The following is a 14963-nucleotide window of genomic DNA, read 5'->3' as shown; positions in this document are numbered from 1 at the left end:
CAGGAAGGCAGATGACGTGCGGTTTACCTACGCAGAGGCGATGACTGACTTTAGGTACTACATCCCGCTGGCCAAGGCGGCCGAGGCGGCCGGCTACGACGCCATGACGATCGCCGACAGCATCGCCTACCCCTTCGAATCCGACTCGAAATACCCCTACACCCCGGATGGCAACCGCGAGTTCCTGGACGGCAAGGAGTTCATCGAAACCTTCGTGCTGACATCGGCATTGGGTGCAGTGACCTCAACGCTGCGGTTCAACTTCTTCGTCCTCAAGCTGCCCATCCGGCCACCGGCGTTGGTGGCCAAGCAGATCGGGTCGCTGGCGGCGATGACCGACAACCGCGTCGGTTTCGGCGTCGGCACCAGCCCGTGGCCCGAAGACTACGAACTGCTGGGTGTCCCGTTCGCCAGGCGCGGCAAACGGATGGACGAATGCATCGAAATCATCCAGGGCCTCACCACCGGTGACTACTTCGAATTCCACGGCGAGTTCTACGACATCCCCAAGACCAAGATGACACCGGCTCCCACCAAGCCCGTCCCGATCCTGATCGGCGGTCACGCCGACGCGGCCCTGCGGCGCGCCGCGCGCCTGGACGGCTGGATGCACGGCGGCGGTGACCCCGAGGAACTCGACCACCTACTGGCCAAGCTCAAGAAGTTCCGCGAAGAAGCCGGCAAGACCGGTCCGTTCGAGATCCATGTCATCTCGGCCGACGCCTACACCGCCGACGGCATCAAACGGCTCGAGGACAAAGGTGTCACCGACGTCATCGTCGGCTTCCGCATCCCCTACATCAAGGGCAAGGACACCGAACCGCTGGACAGCAAGATCCGCAACCTGGAGATGTTCGCCGAGAACGTGATCGCGAAACTCTGACGCGGCGGTCGCAAGCGCGGCCGCGGCGATCGCAAGCGCGGCCGCCGCGATCGCAAGCGCAGCGTCGCCGGGCGCAGCGGGTCGCCGCCATCATGCACCGTTACAGCACATCCCATTTCGGGGCGCGCTTCTCCCGGTGCGCCATGGCAGCCTCGACCGGGTTGTTGGTGAAACCGCTGAGGATCTGGGTGCGGTTCTCGATCTCGATCGCGTGGCGCAGACTGGGCGCGTCCAGCGCGGCGTTGAGACCAATCTTGGTCTGCCACACGCCATAAGCGTTGTTATCGGCGATCTCGCGGGCTTTGCGCAGCGCGGCCGGCATCAGCTCGTCGGGGCCGACGACCTCGTGGACCAGCTTGATGCGATAGGCCTCGGCCGCGTCGATGATGCGCCCGGTGAGCATGAGTTCGCGGGCCACCCCGGCGCCGACGATCTTCGGCAGCAGGTAGCTGGTGCCCATGTCCATGGACGAAAAGCCCGCCTTGATGAACACCGAACCGAACCGGGCCTGCTCGGAGGCGACCCGGATATCGCAGACCAACGCGAAGGCCAGGCCGCCCCCGACCGCGACACCGTTCACCGCGCCGATCACCGGAATGTCCATGTCGTAGATCCGGGTGTACAGGTTGGCCAACCGGACCTGGGCGTCGTAGTTGACCTTGAACGCCGGGGTGGTCGGCTTGTTCGTCGTCCACGGCTGCCCGGTGCCGCTCAAATCGGCGCCGGCGCAGAATCCGCGCCCGGCACCCGTCAGGATCGCCACCCTGAACTCGCCCGTGTCCAGCACGTCCAAGGCCTCGTCGACGCCGTCGATCAACGACCCATCGATGGCGTTGAGCCGTTCCGGCCGGTTCAGGGTGATGCAGGCGATGTTGTCTTCGAGACGTTCCAGTGTCACTGCGGGCATAGGGGAACCGTAGGCGACGAGCCCCGTTCACCGATCAGGCCTACCGTGGTTTTGCCACCACAACGAAGGAGAAGCCATGGCACGAACCGAAGGTGACACCTGGGACCTGGCCAGCAGCGTGGGCGCCACCGCCACCATGGTCGCCGCCGCCCGGGCGGCCGCCACCAAACGCCCACAACCGGTCATAACCGATGAGTTCGCCGAGCCGCTGGTGCGTGCCGTCGGTTTGGACGTGTTCACCAAGCTGGCCAGCGGTGAACTCGATTCCGACGACCTCGAGCAGGGCGTCGGGTTTCACCGGATGGTCGACACCTTCGCCGCCCGCACCCGGTATTTCGACGACTATTTCGCCGCGGCCGGCCAGGCCGGGCTCCTCCAGGTCGTGATCGTGGCATCGGGTTTGGATTCGCGCGCCTACCGGCTGCGGTGGCCGATCGGGACGACGGTGTACGAGATCGATCAGCCCGAGGTGATCGCGTTCAAGACGGCGACACTGGCCGAGATCGGCGCGGCCCCCACAACCGAACTCCGCACCGTCGGTATCGATTTGCGGGAGGACTGGCCGGCGGCGTTGCAGGAGGCGGGCTTTGAGCCGGCGCATCCCACGGCATGGCTCGCCGAGGGGGTGCTCATCGGATGGCTGCCGCCGGAGGCCGAGGTTCGGCTGCTCGACTCCATCATCCCGCTGTCCGCCGAGGGCAGCCGGTTCGCCGCCGACTACGGATCGGTGACCGGGACTTCGGAAGAGGCCCGTGAGCAGGACCGCCTGATGACCGAGGGCTGGCGACGGCAGGGACTCGAGATGGACCTCACCAGCTTGACGTACCCGGGCGAGCACACCGACGTCGCCGCACATCTACACGACAACGGCTGGGAAACCACCGTATCCACGCTCACCGATTTGTTCTCCGCTGCCGCGCTGCCCAAGCTGGGGCAGGCCGCGCAGCAGGTCCCGAACACGACCATCAAATTCGTTCGGGCCGTGCGGGTTTAGCGCCCGCTGAGCCACCGAGTGTGGGGCCTGTGCACGATTTTAAAGCGATAACCGTGCCTATGGCCCACACTCGGCGCCTCGTTTGGCCAGCCACTCGGCCTGCATCACCAGCAGGGCCATGACCTCCAATTGCGGTGTCTGCGGGTCGAGTTCGCGGTATCGCTGATAGACGTTGACGACCACGCGCTCGGCGTCCAGCCAGGTCGCGTACTCGCCGAGGTCGATGGTGTCGGCGGCCTCGGCCCACGACAGGCCCCTGCGGTACGCGGCTTCGGCCTGGTCGGCGACATGCACGAGATAGCTACGCACCGCGCGGATTCCATCCGGATCGGTGACCGGCCCGTGGCCGGGCACCACCGTCGGCGCATCCAGCGCGATCATCGCGTCACACGCCGCGACCCAGTTGGCGATCGGGCCTGCCCACACGATCGGGGTGCAGCCGATGAACAACAGGTCGCCGCCGAACAGCACGCCCGCGTCGGGCACGTGCACCACCGAATCGGCGGCGGTGTGCGCGGGCCCCAGATTCAGCACATCGATCCGCCGGCCACCCACCTCGACGCGCACATTGCGCTCGAAAGTCTGATCGGCGTTGCGCAGGGTGATATTGCTGAAGTCGAAGTGCCCGAAACGTTCTCGCGTGTACGGGGTTGCCACCGGCCCGAGGTTGGCGGTTTGCGCCATGGCCAGCATCTCGGGTGCCATCCCGTGCGCGATCTCCTCGGCGGTACCGTGCGCGGCGATGATGCGCACCGACGCGTCGAGCAGTTGGTTGCCGTGGGTATGGTCCCCGTTGGAGTGGGTGATCACCGCATCGGTGATCGGCGTCGAGTCGGTGACGGGCCGCATCGCGGTGAGCATTTCGCGAGTCAGGGCCAGGTCGAACAGGGTGTCCACCAGCAGGGAGGCGCCCTCGCCGGCGATCAGCCCGGCGTTGCTCCACCCGTAGCCCCCATCCGGCAGCGTCCACGCCCACACCCGGTCGGCGACCTGATGCAGCCCGCGGGTGTAAGGCACCCGGGCCGGCGCCCGGTTGACCCGCGGCGCGGCGGGCGCGGCATCCGGATTGGTTCGCGCGGCCAACGCGTGCGGCGGGCCGCTCGCCCGAACGGTTTGCCGGGTCTCCCCCAAGCCCTGGACGCGGAGTGTGACGACGTCGCCGTCGTGCAGCCAGCCGGGAAACGATTCCAGCGCTGCGGGATTGAGGTGCTCGACCAGCGTGCAGGTGGGCACCGTCCCGGAGCCGATGACGTCACCGGGATTGAGTGTGACGCCGCGCGAGGCATAGGAGATGACTTCGCCGAAGGTCCAGTCCATCTGGGCCGTCGACCCCGCGCCGATGACGGCGTCGTTGACCAGGGCGGTGACCTGCAGGTCCAGCCTGCCGTCACGGCGGTACGGCTCGAGCTCGTCGGGGGTAACCAGGTAGGGACCCAGCGTGACCCCGCTGTCCTTGCCCTTGCCCTGCCCGATCCCCAATTGGCTTTCCATCTGCTGAAGGTCGCGCGCGGACCAGTCGTTGAAGATGGTGTAGCCGATGATCGCCTGCTCGGCCTGCTCGACGGTGAGATCCCTTCCACCGGACCCGATCACCGCCGCGATCTCCAACTCGAAGTCCTGCCAAGCACTTCCGGGCGCCGTCGGGGCGTCGTCGTAGGGACCGAGAACGGTTGCCGGACAGGCGAAGTAAAACGCCGGGATCCGATACCAGGTGTCGGCGAGCACCCGCCCGGCGCCCAGCGCGGCTTGGCAGTTGCGCATATGGTCGAGGAAGCACAGCGAGTCCCGGATCGACGGCGGACGCGGGATCGGCGCCAGCAAGCGCGCATCCGCCAGCGGCACCGTCGCCGCCGGGGACCGCTGCACCTCCTCCCCAGCCTGCCGCAATCCCACAGAGCCGCGCGCAATCAGCTCACGCAGCGTCACTCCCGACGGCATCGCATAGATGGTGTCGCCGGAGAGGACCCCGACGCGCTCGCCGTCATCACCTTCGTAGGTAACCCATTTCACTCGCGTACCACCTCACTCGGTTCCTTGTCCGGCCGCAGCCCCCGCCAACTCGATTGGCGGAGCCGGTCATCCGGGGTCCACTCGCTGTAGCGCACCTCCCCCACCAGGACGGGCTCCACGTATGTCACGCCGCGCGCCTCGATCCTGGGTAACGGTGGGCGGAAAGGGGATTCGTCGGTGTGCAACGGTGCCAGGGTCTTCTTCAGGCTGGCCAGGTCACGATCGGTGAAACCGGTACCGACTCGCCCGGCGAAGTGCAGGCCGCCGTCGACCGGTATTCCCATCAGCAGCGAGCCGATGCCGCTGCTGCGCCCACCCTCCCCCGCCTTCCAGCCGCCGATGATGACTTCCTGTGTGTTCCAGTGCTTGTCCTTGATCCAGGATGCCGAACGGCGGCCAGGCTGGTAGGTGGAGTCGCGCTTCTTGGCGACCACGCCCTCCCAGCCGTGCTCACCGGAGTGCTTCAATGCCTCTTTGCCGTCCCCGGGCAGCAGCTCCGGGACAATCAGGCTGCTGCCACTGGCCAGTGTTTCCAACAACTTTCGCCGGTCTTGATAGCGGGCCCGCAGCAGCGAGCGACCATCGAGATACAAAACGTCGAACGCCCAGAATTCGACGCGGCTGCCGCGGCCACGGTTCTGCATCGCGTGAAAGCTCGGCACGCCCGACGCGCCCAGAACGACGGCCTCCCCGTCGAGCACCACATGGTGGTCGGCGAGATCGTCTGCCAGCGACTGTAATTGCGGATATTCGTTGGTGACCTCGCGGCCCCGACGGGACCGCACCCGCAGGACGCCGTGGTCCATTTCGACCAACAGCCGGTAGCCATCCCATTTGCCTTCGAACGCCCACTGACCCGCCTTGAGCGCCGTCACCGAACCGTGGGTGGCCAACATGGGGGCGATCGTGTCGAACTCGAAGACCTTTTGATCCTTCATTCGGTGCGCCAGCCACTGGTCGCCGTTGGTCTGAATCAGCGCATAGCGGCCCGAGACCTTGCTGCCGTGCAGATTGACGATCACCTCGTCGTCATGGAACTTCTCGGCCTCATAGGTTCCGGAGTCCCAGATGATCACCTTCCCCGCGCCGTACTCGCCCTTGGGGATGACGCCTTCGAACCCGCCGTACTCCAGCGGATGATCCTCGGTGTGGACCGCCAAATGGTTCACCGAGGTGGTCTCGGGCAGGTTCTTCGGCACCGCCCAGGACACCAGCACGCCGTCTCGCTCCAGCCGGAAGTCGTAGTGTAGCCGACGGGCGTGGTGCTCTTGGATGACGAAGCTGTTCCCTTGTCCGACAACGGGTTTCGACGGTGGGACCGGCTCGGGGGTTTTCGAGGCGTCGCGCATGCTGCGGTACTTGGTCAGGCGGTCCGGGACCGGCGCATCCTGGTCGAGCGGTGCCAGCAGATCGCCGTCGCGGGCGACCCGGTCCAGCACTTCGTCGTAACGCAGCTGGCGCAGCGACGGGTCGTCGAGTTCCTCCCAGGTGCGCGGCGCCGCGACCGTGGGGTGTTCGCGTCCGCGCAGCGAGTAGGGCGCGATGGTGGTCTTGGAGCCGTTGTTCTGGCTCCAGTCCAGGAAGATCTTTCCGGCGCGCAGGCTCTTGGTCATGGTCGACGTCACCAGCTTGGGCATCGTCTCCTCCAGCTGTTGCGCAACACGTTTGGCCAGTACCGTGGCGCCCTTACTGCTCACCGGTTCCTGAAGCGGCGTGTAGAGGTGCAGGCCCTTGCTGCCGCTGGTGAGCGGATATGTGGTCAGCCCGATTTCGGTGATCAGCTCGCGGACGGCGCGGGCTACCTCGGCCAGCTGGGCCATGGTCACGCCTTCCCCGGGATCGAGGTCGAACACCAGGCGGGTCGCCGGGCCGGGTTTGAGTTCCTCGGCATTGCTCCGGGTCCACTCGACGACGAACCGCCACTGCGGCACGTGGACCTCCAGCGCAGCCTGTTGCGCGATCCAGGCCAGCCCGTCGACGCTGTCGATGATCGGGTAGGTCGTGGTCCCGGACCGGTGGGAGACACTGGCGCGAGGCAGCCAGTCGGGGGCCGAGGAAGCCAGCTGCTTTTCGAAGAACGAGGACTCCTCGACGCCGTTGGGCCACCGCTTGCGGGTGGCCGGGCGTCGCGCGATGTGCGGGACCATCACCTCGGCGATCCGGGTGTAGTAGTCGAAGATGTCCCGCTTCGTGGTCCCGGTGGCGGGGTAGAGCACCTTGTCAGCGTTGGTGAGCTTCACCCTCGGCGCCATGTCCTCAACTTACGCGTTTGAGCAGCGATAATGGCTTCCCACCACGGATGATGTCTCAAACGTAAATTTCTGTGACATCGTTCACGAACGTGTTAGATCCGCCGGCGCCCCGGGCACCGAACACAGATGCGCATAATCCCCTGGCGTCCAGAAGGTGGCGTCCCCCTCAGCAATGCGACCCTCCGACTACATTCCCAGCGAATCGCGGTGCCCACTTATGACCGCTCGGCCCTGCAGCGCGGTGTCGTCCACATCGGTGCGGGCAACTTCCACCGCGCACATCAGGCCGTCTATTTCGACGACCTGGCCCGCTCCGGCATCTCAGGACGATGGGGAGTCACCGGCGTCAGCCTCCACTCCCCCGACCTCAAAGACTTGCTGACGACACAAGATGGGCTGTACACCGTGGTGCAGCGTGGCCACGACCGCCAGACCGCCCGCGTAGTCGGCTCGATCGGCTCCGTGCATTACGCACCGAATGACGGCGCGGCCGTCCGCGCCGCCCTGGCCGATCCCCTAACCCGCATCGTGAGCCTGACCATCACCAGCAACGGATACTTCCTGAACCCGGTCACCGACGAGTTCGACGCCGACCACCCCGACGTGCGCGCTGACGTCGTCGCGTCTCATGGCGCCTCCGGAGGGTACGCCACCGCGTGGGGATATCTGACCGAAGCGCTGGACCGGCGTCGCCGCGCCGGCATCGCGCCGTTCACCGTGCTCTGCTGCGACAACATCCCCGGCGACACCCAGCCGGCCAGAACAGCGCTGGTGTCGTTCGCCGCGTTGAAGGACCCGGGGCTCGCCCGGTGGATCGACACGTATGTGGCGTTCCCGTCGACAATGGTCGATCGCATCACCCCGCAGACCTCCAAGTCGGAGCGCAAGTTCGTCGAGCAGACGTTCGGCGTCGCCGACAAATGGCCGGTCGTGACCGAGCCGTACTGCCAATGGGTGATCGAGGACGCCTTCAGCAATGGGCGGCCGCCGCTCGACGAGGTCGGTGTCGAATTCGTCGCCGATGTCCGCGACCACAAGCTGATCAAGACCCGTCTCCTCAACGGAACCCACATCGCGCTCGCTTGCTTGGCCACCCTGGCCGGCTACCAGCGCACCGACGAGGCGATGCGGAACCGCGCCATCTTCGATTACGTCGAGGCGCTGCTGCGCGACGAGATTCAGCCGCTGCTGCCTCCCGTCCCCGGGATGAACACACCCGAGTACCGGGACACCTTGCTCGACCGCCTCAGCAATCCTCGAATGAGTGACCAGTTATCGCGACTGGCTCGACGGGGAACGAGCAAGATAGCGCAGTTTGTGATGCCCTCCCTGCAGGAGGCGATCGCGCAGGGCAGGCCCCACACACTGCTGATGTTGGCCGTCGCCGGGTGGGCCCGCTATATGCGCGGCCACGACCTGCAGGGACGCAAACTCCGCCTCGAAGACTCGCAGGCGATACCGGTGGCTAGGTTGGCCAACATGGCCGGCACCAACGCCGACCCGCTGCTCGAGCACGAGCTGTTCGCCGAGGTACGCGCGGTTCCCGGTTTCGCGGAGCGGCTGGGCGAGATGATTGCCGACATCGACGAGCGCGGTGTGGTGCCCACGTTGCGGGACGCGCTGCGCAATGACGAGCGGGAGTTGGTGACGCGATGAACGGCGGACTGACCTTTGTGCGCCCCTTCGACACGGCGCCGATCACCACCCTGCTCTGCGACGCCGACGACAACCTGTTTGGTTCGGAGCGGCCGGCGTTCGAGGCGTCGACCGAGGTGACGAATCGTTTCCTGGCCAGGTTCGGCGTGACGGCTCCGCTCAGCTCCGAGGAGTTGCGCAAGCGGGCAGTCGGGAAGAACTTCCGCAACACCGCCCTCGACCTGGCGGTGCAGTGCGAAGTGCCGCTCGATCCGGCATTGACCCGGGGCCGTCCCGGCGCGGTGGTCGCCTCGGCCGCCGACGTGGCGAGCAGCGACGTGTTGTGCGCCGACGAACTCGAGCAGTGGGTGCGCGACGAGCGCGAACGGGTCACGGCTCATCTGGCCGCCACCCTGACGCCCGATCCGGAGGTGCTGGAACCGCTGCGTGCGCTCGCGAAGCACTACGTGCTCGCGGCCGTCAGCTCCAGCGCCACCAAGCGCCTGCTGGGTTGCTTCGCCGCCACCGGTCTCGACTCGCTGATCGCGGAGGCGGTGACCTTCAGCGCGGAGGATTCGCTTCCGGTGCCGACAAGCAAACCCGACCCGGCGGTGTACCTGCATGCCGGCCAGGCGCTGGGCGTCGCGGCCGAACAAGGGCTGGCGATCGAAGACTCCGTGGCCGGCGTGGGGTCCGCGGTCGCCGCGGGCTACGCCACCGTCGGCAACCTGATGTTCGTGCCACCTGACGAACGGGATTGCCGCCGAACGGATTTGATTGATGCCGGCGCAGTCGCGATCACCGATTCGTGGCGTGCGCTTGCTGATGTCCTGCTGACCTCGGCCGTGCCGGCTGGAGGTTCCCCGCTCACGTAGGGCATCGACCGGTCAGTTGCCGCTGGGCTTCGTCTCGTGGCCGTCATACCGTCGAGAGGTGCCGCGGGCCCGGTAAAGATCGGGGCCGTGGCCCGGGAGGAGTTGGCCAATGGTGGCTAGCGCGATCAACCTGAACAACGCGTCGCTCGCCGAGCTGCCGATCGACGCGCCGACCTATGACCGTGGCGGCGTGACCGTCGGCATCGCTCATATCGGGGCGGGTCACTTCCACCGGGCGCATCAGGCTGCGTACATCAACCTGTTGCTGCAGCAGGGCCTGGCTAACGACTGGGGCATCTGCGGGGTCGGGGTGATGCCCGCCGACTGGACCATGCGCGACGTCCTCAACGGTCAGGACGGGCTGTACACGCTGATCCTGGAGAATCCCAACGGCAGCCGGGACGCCCAGGTGATCGGCTCGATCGTTGACTACCGCTACGCCCCGGACGATCCGGAATCGGCGTTGGAGGTGCTCGCCGCGCCGTCCACCCGGATCATTTCGCTGACCATCACCGAGGGTGGGTACCGCGACCCCGATGGGCCGGCGTTCGCGTTGATCACCGCGGCGCTCGGCCGGCGGCGCGATCGGGGCATCCCCGCGCCGACGATCGTCTCCTGCGACAACATCGAGAACAACGGTGAGGTCGCCAGGCGTACCGTGCTCGCCAGCGCCGAACGCATGGATCCCGAGTTGGCCGAGTGGGTGGCGGAATACGCCCGGTTCCCGAGTTCGATGGTCGACCGCATCACTCCGGCAACGACTTTGGAGATGGCGGCGGAAGTGCGACGCGACTTCGGCGTCAACGACCGGTGGCCGGTGGTGGCCGAGCCGTTCACCGCCTGGGTGATCGAAGACGACTTTGCCGATGGCCGGCCGCCGCTGGAACAAGCGGGGGTGCTGATGGTCGACGATGTGCGCCCGTACGAGCTGATGAAGCTGCGGCTGCTCAACGCGGGGCATCAATGCCTGGCCTACTTCGCCCATCTGTGCGGCTTCCAGTTCGTCCACGAGGCGGCGCGCGATCCGCTGTTCGCCGAGTTCTTGCTCGCCTACTTCGACACCGAGGCCATCCCCACGCTGCCGCCGGTGCCGGGAATCGACCTGCATGAATTCGCCCGCACGCTGGTCGAGCGGTTCGCCAACCCGGCCGTGCGCGACACCGTCGCGCGGCTGTGCGCCTACTCGTCGGACCGCATCCCGAAATGGCTGTTTCCCGTCATCTGCGACAACCTGGCCAACGACGGACCGGTTCAACTGGCTGCCGCGGCGGTGGCCAGCTGGGCCCGGTACGCCGAGGGTGTCGACGAGTGGGGCAAGCCGTACGAGGTGTTGGACCAGCTGGCGGACTCGCTCATTCCGATCGCCCGGTCGCAGCACCAGAATCCCACCGCCTTCGTTGAGGTCACCGCGGTGTTCTGCGACCTGGCCCACCAGCCGCGGTTTGTCGAGGCGTACTGCTGGGCGCTGGATTCGTTGCACAGCAAGGGAGCTCGGGCAACGCTGGAGGCTTTGGTGCGATGACCCGCGGGCTGGTGATCGGCGAGTCGCTGATCGATATCGTCGACAGCGAAGAGCATGTCGGTGGCAGCCCGCTCAACGTCGCCGTCGGACTCGGCCGGCTGGGCCGCGACGTCGACTTCCTGACCTGCATCGCCGACGACTCGTATGGCCGCCGCATCATCGACTACGTCGAAGCCGCAGGAGTGCAACTGGTTTCAGAAAGCCGGACCGCCGAGCGCACGGCGACCGCGCGGTCGACCATCGCGGAAGACGGGTCGGCCGACTATGTGTTCGATCTGGACTGGCAACTCTCCGGAACGCCGCCGGTGGCCCCGCCGCTTTTCGTCCACACCGGATCGATTGCCGCCGTGCAGGATCCGGGCTGCCTCGCGGTCGCCGCGATGATCGATGCTTATCGCGTCTCGGCCACGATCAGCTTCGACCCCAACGTGCGGCCGTCGCTGGTCGCCGACCGGGACCTGGCCGTCGCGCGCATCCAGCATCTCATCGAACGCAGCGACATCGTGAAAGTCAGCGAGGAAGACCTGCACTGGATCGACCCCACTCGCTCGCCCGACCAGATCGCGCAGACGTGGTTGCGGTTGGGGCCGGCCGTCGTGGTTGTGACGATGGCCGACCGGGGTGCGGTGGCTTTCTGCGCAGCGGGGGTCGCCCGGGTGCCGACGCGCGCAGAGCGCGTGGTCGATACCGTCGGCGCCGGTGACTCCTTCATGGCCGGTCTGCTCGACGCGCTATGGGGAGCAGGATCGTTGGGCGCCGACCGGCGCACCGAGTTGCACGGGATCGACGTGGACGCGCTGACGACGGCGCTGCAGGCAGCGAGCCTGTCCGCGGCACTCACCGTCGGCCGCGCGGGAGCCGACCTGCCGGATCGGGCCGCGCTGGAGGCCGCCTCGCGCCGCTAGGCGCTTATCCGGATCTTCGACAGCCCGGCCGGACAATCCCAGGTCGTAGCCCTGTCGTGCTGTTTTGCCACCGGGCGTACGGGCATACTGACTTGCATGCGCTCCATCTGGAAGGGTTCCATCGCGTTCGGGCTGGTGAACGTCCCGGTCAAGGTGTACAGCGCCACCCAGGACCACGACATCAAGTTCCACCAGGTACACGCCAAGGACAACGGCCGCATCCGCTACCAACGCGTGTGCGAGGTGGACGGCGAGACCGTCGAATACCGCGACATCGCCCGGGCCTACGAATCCGACGACGGCCAGATGGTCATCATCACCGACGACGACATCGCCACCTTGCCCGAGGAACGCAGCCGCGAGATCGAGGTGCTGGAGTTCGTGCCGGCCAGCGAGGTGGACCCGATGCTGTTCGACCGCAGTTACTTCCTGGAGCCCGACTCCAAGTCATCGAAATCCTATGTGCTGCTTGCCAAGACGCTTGCCGAGACGGATCGGATGGCGATAGTTCATTTCACGTTGCGTAACAAGACCCGGCTGGCGGCCTTGCGCGTCAAGGACTTCGGCAAGCGCGACGTGATGGTGGTGCACACGTTGTTGTGGCCCGACGAGATCCGCGACCCGGACTTCCCCATCCTGGACAAGAAGGTCGAGATCAAGCCGGCCGAACTCAAGATGGCCGGTCAAGTGGTGGAGTCGATGGCCGAGGACTTCAATCCCGACCGCTACCACGACACCTACCAGGAGCAGCTACAGGAACTGGTCGACGCCAAACTCGAAGGCGGAGAAGCGTTTACCACCGAGGAGCAGCCGAAGGAGCTGGACGAGACCGAAGATGTTTCCGATCTGCTCGCCAAGCTGGAGGCCAGCGTGAAGGCGCGCTCCGGCAACGGCAAGGCACCCGCGAAGAAGGCCGCGGCGAAAAAGGCGCCCGCGAAGAAGACGGCCGCCAAGAAGGCTCCGGCGAAGAAGGCGGCATCGAAAGCGTCGTCGAAGTCCTGACCCGCCCCGGGTCAGCGCCTGCGGGTTGCCAGGAAGCGGGTCAGCGCCGCGACGATGTTGATCACGGCGACCATGATGATCAGAGTCAGCGCCGCACCCCAGATCCGCAGGAAACCGGCGTGTTCGGGGTTGGTGAGCTCGGTGTAGATCAGCAGCGGCAGTGAAGCCATGTTGCCGTGGAAGATGTCGACGTTGATCGATCGGCTGTAGCCGACCAGCACGAGCACCGGCGCGGTTTCGCCGATCACCCGCGCGACCGACAGCAAAATGCCGGACACGATGCCGGGCATCGCGATCGGGAAGACGATCCGCACGATGGTCTTCCATTTGGACACACCGAGCGCGTAGCTGGCCTCACGCAGGTCGTCGGGCACCAGCCTGAGCATCTCCTCGGCGGAGCGCACCACCACCGGCAACATCAACAAGACCAGGGCCAGCGACACCGCGAACGAACTCTGCTGGAAGCCCAGGGTGGCGATCCACAGGCTGAAGATGAACAGCGCCGCCACGATGGAGGGCACTCCGGCGAGCACGTCGACCATGAACGTCGTCAGCCGCACCAGCCGTCCCGACCCGTATTCCACCAGGAAGACCGCGGTCATCAAGCCCAGCGGCACGGCCAGGGCCGCGGCCACCCCGGCCTGCACCAGCGTGCCGTAAAGCGCGTGGTAGATGCCGCCGGCGAATTGCTCCGGCAGCACGCCGTGCAGCGAGTGGGTCCACCAACCCGACCGTGTGACGGCGTACCAGCCTCGTGCGATCACGATCGACAACACCCAGATCAGCGGGACCAGCGCGATGCAGAAGGAGCCGAGGAAGAAAAGCGTCGCGGCGTTGTTGGTGATTCGGCGCCGCAAGCTCAGCGGCCTGAACACCTCGACTTTGACCGGACGGTCAAGGGCCTCAACGGTCACGAGCGCCGCTCCTCATCATCGCTTCGCTCTGCGTCGTCGCGCCGCGCGCCATGAGCGCTCCTCATACCCACTCATCCGTTGACCTTGCCGCCGGCGATCGCGCGGGCGAGCGCGTTGACGATGAACGTCAAGACGAAGAGCGCGAATCCCGCCGAGATGTAAGCCCCCGTGGGCAGCGGCGAACTGAACTCGGCGGCCGCGGAGGCGATCTTCGAGGCGAACGTGTAGCCCCCGTCGAACAGCGACCAGTTACCCGGGCGGGCCGCCGAACGCAGAATGATCAGCACGGCGACGGTCTCGCCCAGCGCCCGGCCCAACCCCAGCATCGAGGCCGCGATCACACCGCTGCGGCCGAACGGCAGCACGGTCATCCGCACCACCTCCCATTTGGTGGCGCCCAGCGCCTGCGCCGCCTCCATTTGGATGTGCGGGGTCTGCCGAAAGACTTCGCGCGAGACGGAGGTGATGATCGGCAGGATCATCACCGAGAGCACGACGGCGGCGGTGAAAATGGTGCCGCCACCGGCCAGCGAAACGTTGCCCTGTTTGAACAGGAAGAACCATCCGAGATGGCGGTTCAGAAACGCGGCCACCGGTTCGATCTGGGGGGCGAGCACGAAAATCCCCCACAGCCCGAAGATGATCGACGGCACCGCGGCCAGCAGATCCACCACAGCGCCGAACGGGCGCGCCAGCCGCTTGGGCGCGTATTGCGTCAGGAACACGGCGATGCCGACCGCGACGGGGACGGCCAACACCAGCGCGCTGAGCGAACTGAGCACCGTGACCATGAGCAGGTCGCGGATCCCGAACGCGAGCTTGTTCGGGTCGCTGGTGCTGAATTTGGCGCTGGTGAAGAAGTTCGCGTGGTTGACGCGCAACGACGGGACGGCGCGCAGCAACAGGAACAGCGCGATCAACAGGATGGCGATCACGATCGTCGAGCCCGCAGCGGCGGCGCTCAACTTGAACAGGCGATCAGCCCGCCGCCCCACGTGTGCACTCAGCGTTGTTAGTGCCGGCTTCTCCGTGGTCGACGGGCTGATTGCTGTTCCTCGTGTCAC

12 protein-coding genes are annotated in these 14963 nt (G+C 66.4%); 7 read left to right on the top strand and 5 right to left on the bottom strand.

The genetic code is table 11. The features are described from left to right. The first annotated feature begins 16 nt into the window (after nucleotides 1–16). Complete coding sequence (locus G6N50_RS25975) at nucleotides 17–883, top strand: LLM class flavin-dependent oxidoreductase (RefSeq protein ID WP_083096827.1); 867 nt, start codon at nucleotides 17–19, stop codon at nucleotides 881–883. Between the two features lie 100 nt (nucleotides 884–983). Here the strand turns inward: G6N50_RS25975 and G6N50_RS25970 are convergent, their stop codons facing one another. Beyond that, nucleotides 984–1790 carry an enoyl-CoA hydratase/isomerase family protein gene (locus G6N50_RS25970; protein ID WP_083096825.1) on the bottom strand — a complete coding sequence of 269 codons (807 nt, stop codon included), beginning with the start codon at nucleotides 1788–1790 and terminating at the stop codon, nucleotides 984–986. A 76-nt stretch (nucleotides 1791–1866) separates the two neighbouring features. On the opposite strand from G6N50_RS25970, the gene G6N50_RS25965 reads away from it, so the two are divergent. Next, a complete protein-coding gene (locus G6N50_RS25965; RefSeq protein WP_083096824.1) occupies nucleotides 1867–2784 on the top strand; it encodes an SAM-dependent methyltransferase in 918 nt (305 codons plus the stop codon). A gap of 57 nt (nucleotides 2785–2841) precedes the next feature. Here the strand turns inward: G6N50_RS25965 and G6N50_RS25960 are convergent, their stop codons facing one another. Both G6N50_RS25960 and G6N50_RS25955 read right to left on the bottom strand, forming a co-directional pair. Continuing rightward, nucleotides 2842–4794 carry a fumarylacetoacetate hydrolase family protein gene (locus tag G6N50_RS25960; protein ID WP_083096822.1) on the bottom strand — a complete coding sequence of 651 codons (1953 nt, stop codon included), beginning with the start codon at nucleotides 4792–4794 and terminating at the stop codon, nucleotides 2842–2844. Then, the gene (locus G6N50_RS25955) at nucleotides 4791–7046 is read right to left on the bottom strand and encodes an ATP-dependent DNA ligase (protein ID WP_083096821.1); all 2256 of its coding nucleotides are present in this window, start codon (nucleotides 7044–7046) and stop codon (nucleotides 4791–4793) included. The genes G6N50_RS25960 and G6N50_RS25955 overlap by 4 nt, the downstream gene beginning before the upstream one ends. Before the next feature lie 126 nt (nucleotides 7047–7172). On the opposite strand from G6N50_RS25955, the gene G6N50_RS25950 reads away from it, so the two are divergent. From G6N50_RS25950 to ku, 5 genes are all read left to right on the top strand, one after another. After that, nucleotides 7173–8702 carry a mannitol dehydrogenase family protein gene (locus tag G6N50_RS25950; RefSeq protein WP_083096819.1) on the top strand — a complete coding sequence of 510 codons (1530 nt, stop codon included), beginning with the start codon at nucleotides 7173–7175 and terminating at the stop codon, nucleotides 8700–8702. Beyond that, nucleotides 8699–9556: an HAD family hydrolase gene (locus tag G6N50_RS25945; RefSeq protein ID WP_083096817.1), complete on the top strand. Its 858-nt coding sequence runs from the start codon at nucleotides 8699–8701 to the stop codon at nucleotides 9554–9556. Before G6N50_RS25950 ends, G6N50_RS25945 begins: the two co-directional genes overlap by 4 nt. 109 nt (nucleotides 9557–9665) lie before the next feature. After that, on the top strand, nucleotides 9666–11078 hold the full coding sequence (locus G6N50_RS25940; protein WP_083096816.1) for a mannitol dehydrogenase family protein: 1413 nt from the start codon (nucleotides 9666–9668) through the stop codon (nucleotides 11076–11078). Then, nucleotides 11075–11983: a carbohydrate kinase family protein gene (locus tag G6N50_RS25935; protein WP_083096814.1), complete on the top strand. Its 909-nt coding sequence runs from the start codon at nucleotides 11075–11077 to the stop codon at nucleotides 11981–11983. Before G6N50_RS25940 ends, G6N50_RS25935 begins: the two co-directional genes overlap by 4 nt. Nucleotides 11984–12079: 96 nt before the next feature. Next, a complete protein-coding gene (gene ku / locus G6N50_RS25930; protein ID WP_083096813.1) occupies nucleotides 12080–12985 on the top strand; it encodes a non-homologous end joining protein Ku in 906 nt (301 codons plus the stop codon). A gap of 11 nt (nucleotides 12986–12996) precedes the next feature. Here ku and pstA read toward each other — a convergent pair whose 3' ends face one another. Both pstA and pstC read right to left on the bottom strand, forming a co-directional pair. Continuing rightward, nucleotides 12997–13899 carry a phosphate ABC transporter permease PstA gene (gene pstA, locus G6N50_RS25925; protein WP_083096811.1) on the bottom strand — a complete coding sequence of 301 codons (903 nt, stop codon included), beginning with the start codon at nucleotides 13897–13899 and terminating at the stop codon, nucleotides 12997–12999. A 71-nt stretch (nucleotides 13900–13970) separates the two neighbouring features. Continuing rightward, nucleotides 13971–14945 (bottom strand): phosphate ABC transporter permease subunit PstC, encoded by a 975-nt coding sequence (gene pstC / locus G6N50_RS25920; protein WP_142275637.1) that lies wholly within the window; start codon nucleotides 14943–14945, stop codon nucleotides 13971–13973. Nucleotides 14946–14963: the final 18 nt, after the last annotated feature.

The organism is Mycobacterium mantenii (genome assembly GCF_010731775.1).
In the GTDB taxonomy this organism is placed as follows: Bacteria; Actinomycetota; Actinomycetes; order Mycobacteriales; family Mycobacteriaceae; genus Mycobacterium; species Mycobacterium mantenii.
Note: the sequence above shows the minus strand (reverse complement) of the source record. Positions and strands in the feature narration are given on the sequence as shown.

Excerpts from the sequence above, each read along its gene's own strand:
- G6N50_RS25970 (WP_083096825.1), bottom strand. The coding sequence starts at position 1,790 with ATGCCCGCAGTGACACTGGAACGTCTCGAAGACAACATCGCCTGCATC.
- G6N50_RS25955 (WP_083096821.1), bottom strand. The coding sequence starts at position 7,046 with ATGGCGCCGAGGGTGAAGCTCACCAACGCTGACAAGGTGCTCTACCCC.
- G6N50_RS25965 (WP_083096824.1), top strand. The coding sequence starts at position 1,867 with ATGGCACGAACCGAAGGTGACACCTGGGACCTGGCCAGCAGCGTGGGC.
- G6N50_RS25940 (WP_083096816.1), top strand. The coding sequence starts at position 9,666 with ATGGTGGCTAGCGCGATCAACCTGAACAACGCGTCGCTCGCCGAGCTG.
- G6N50_RS25935 (WP_083096814.1), top strand. The coding sequence starts at position 11,075 with ATGACCCGCGGGCTGGTGATCGGCGAGTCGCTGATCGATATCGTCGAC.
- ku (WP_083096813.1), top strand. The coding sequence starts at position 12,080 with ATGCGCTCCATCTGGAAGGGTTCCATCGCGTTCGGGCTGGTGAACGTC.
- G6N50_RS25950 (WP_083096819.1), top strand. The coding sequence starts at position 7,173 with ATGCGCATAATCCCCTGGCGTCCAGAAGGTGGCGTCCCCCTCAGCAAT.
- G6N50_RS25945 (WP_083096817.1), top strand. The coding sequence starts at position 8,699 with ATGAACGGCGGACTGACCTTTGTGCGCCCCTTCGACACGGCGCCGATC.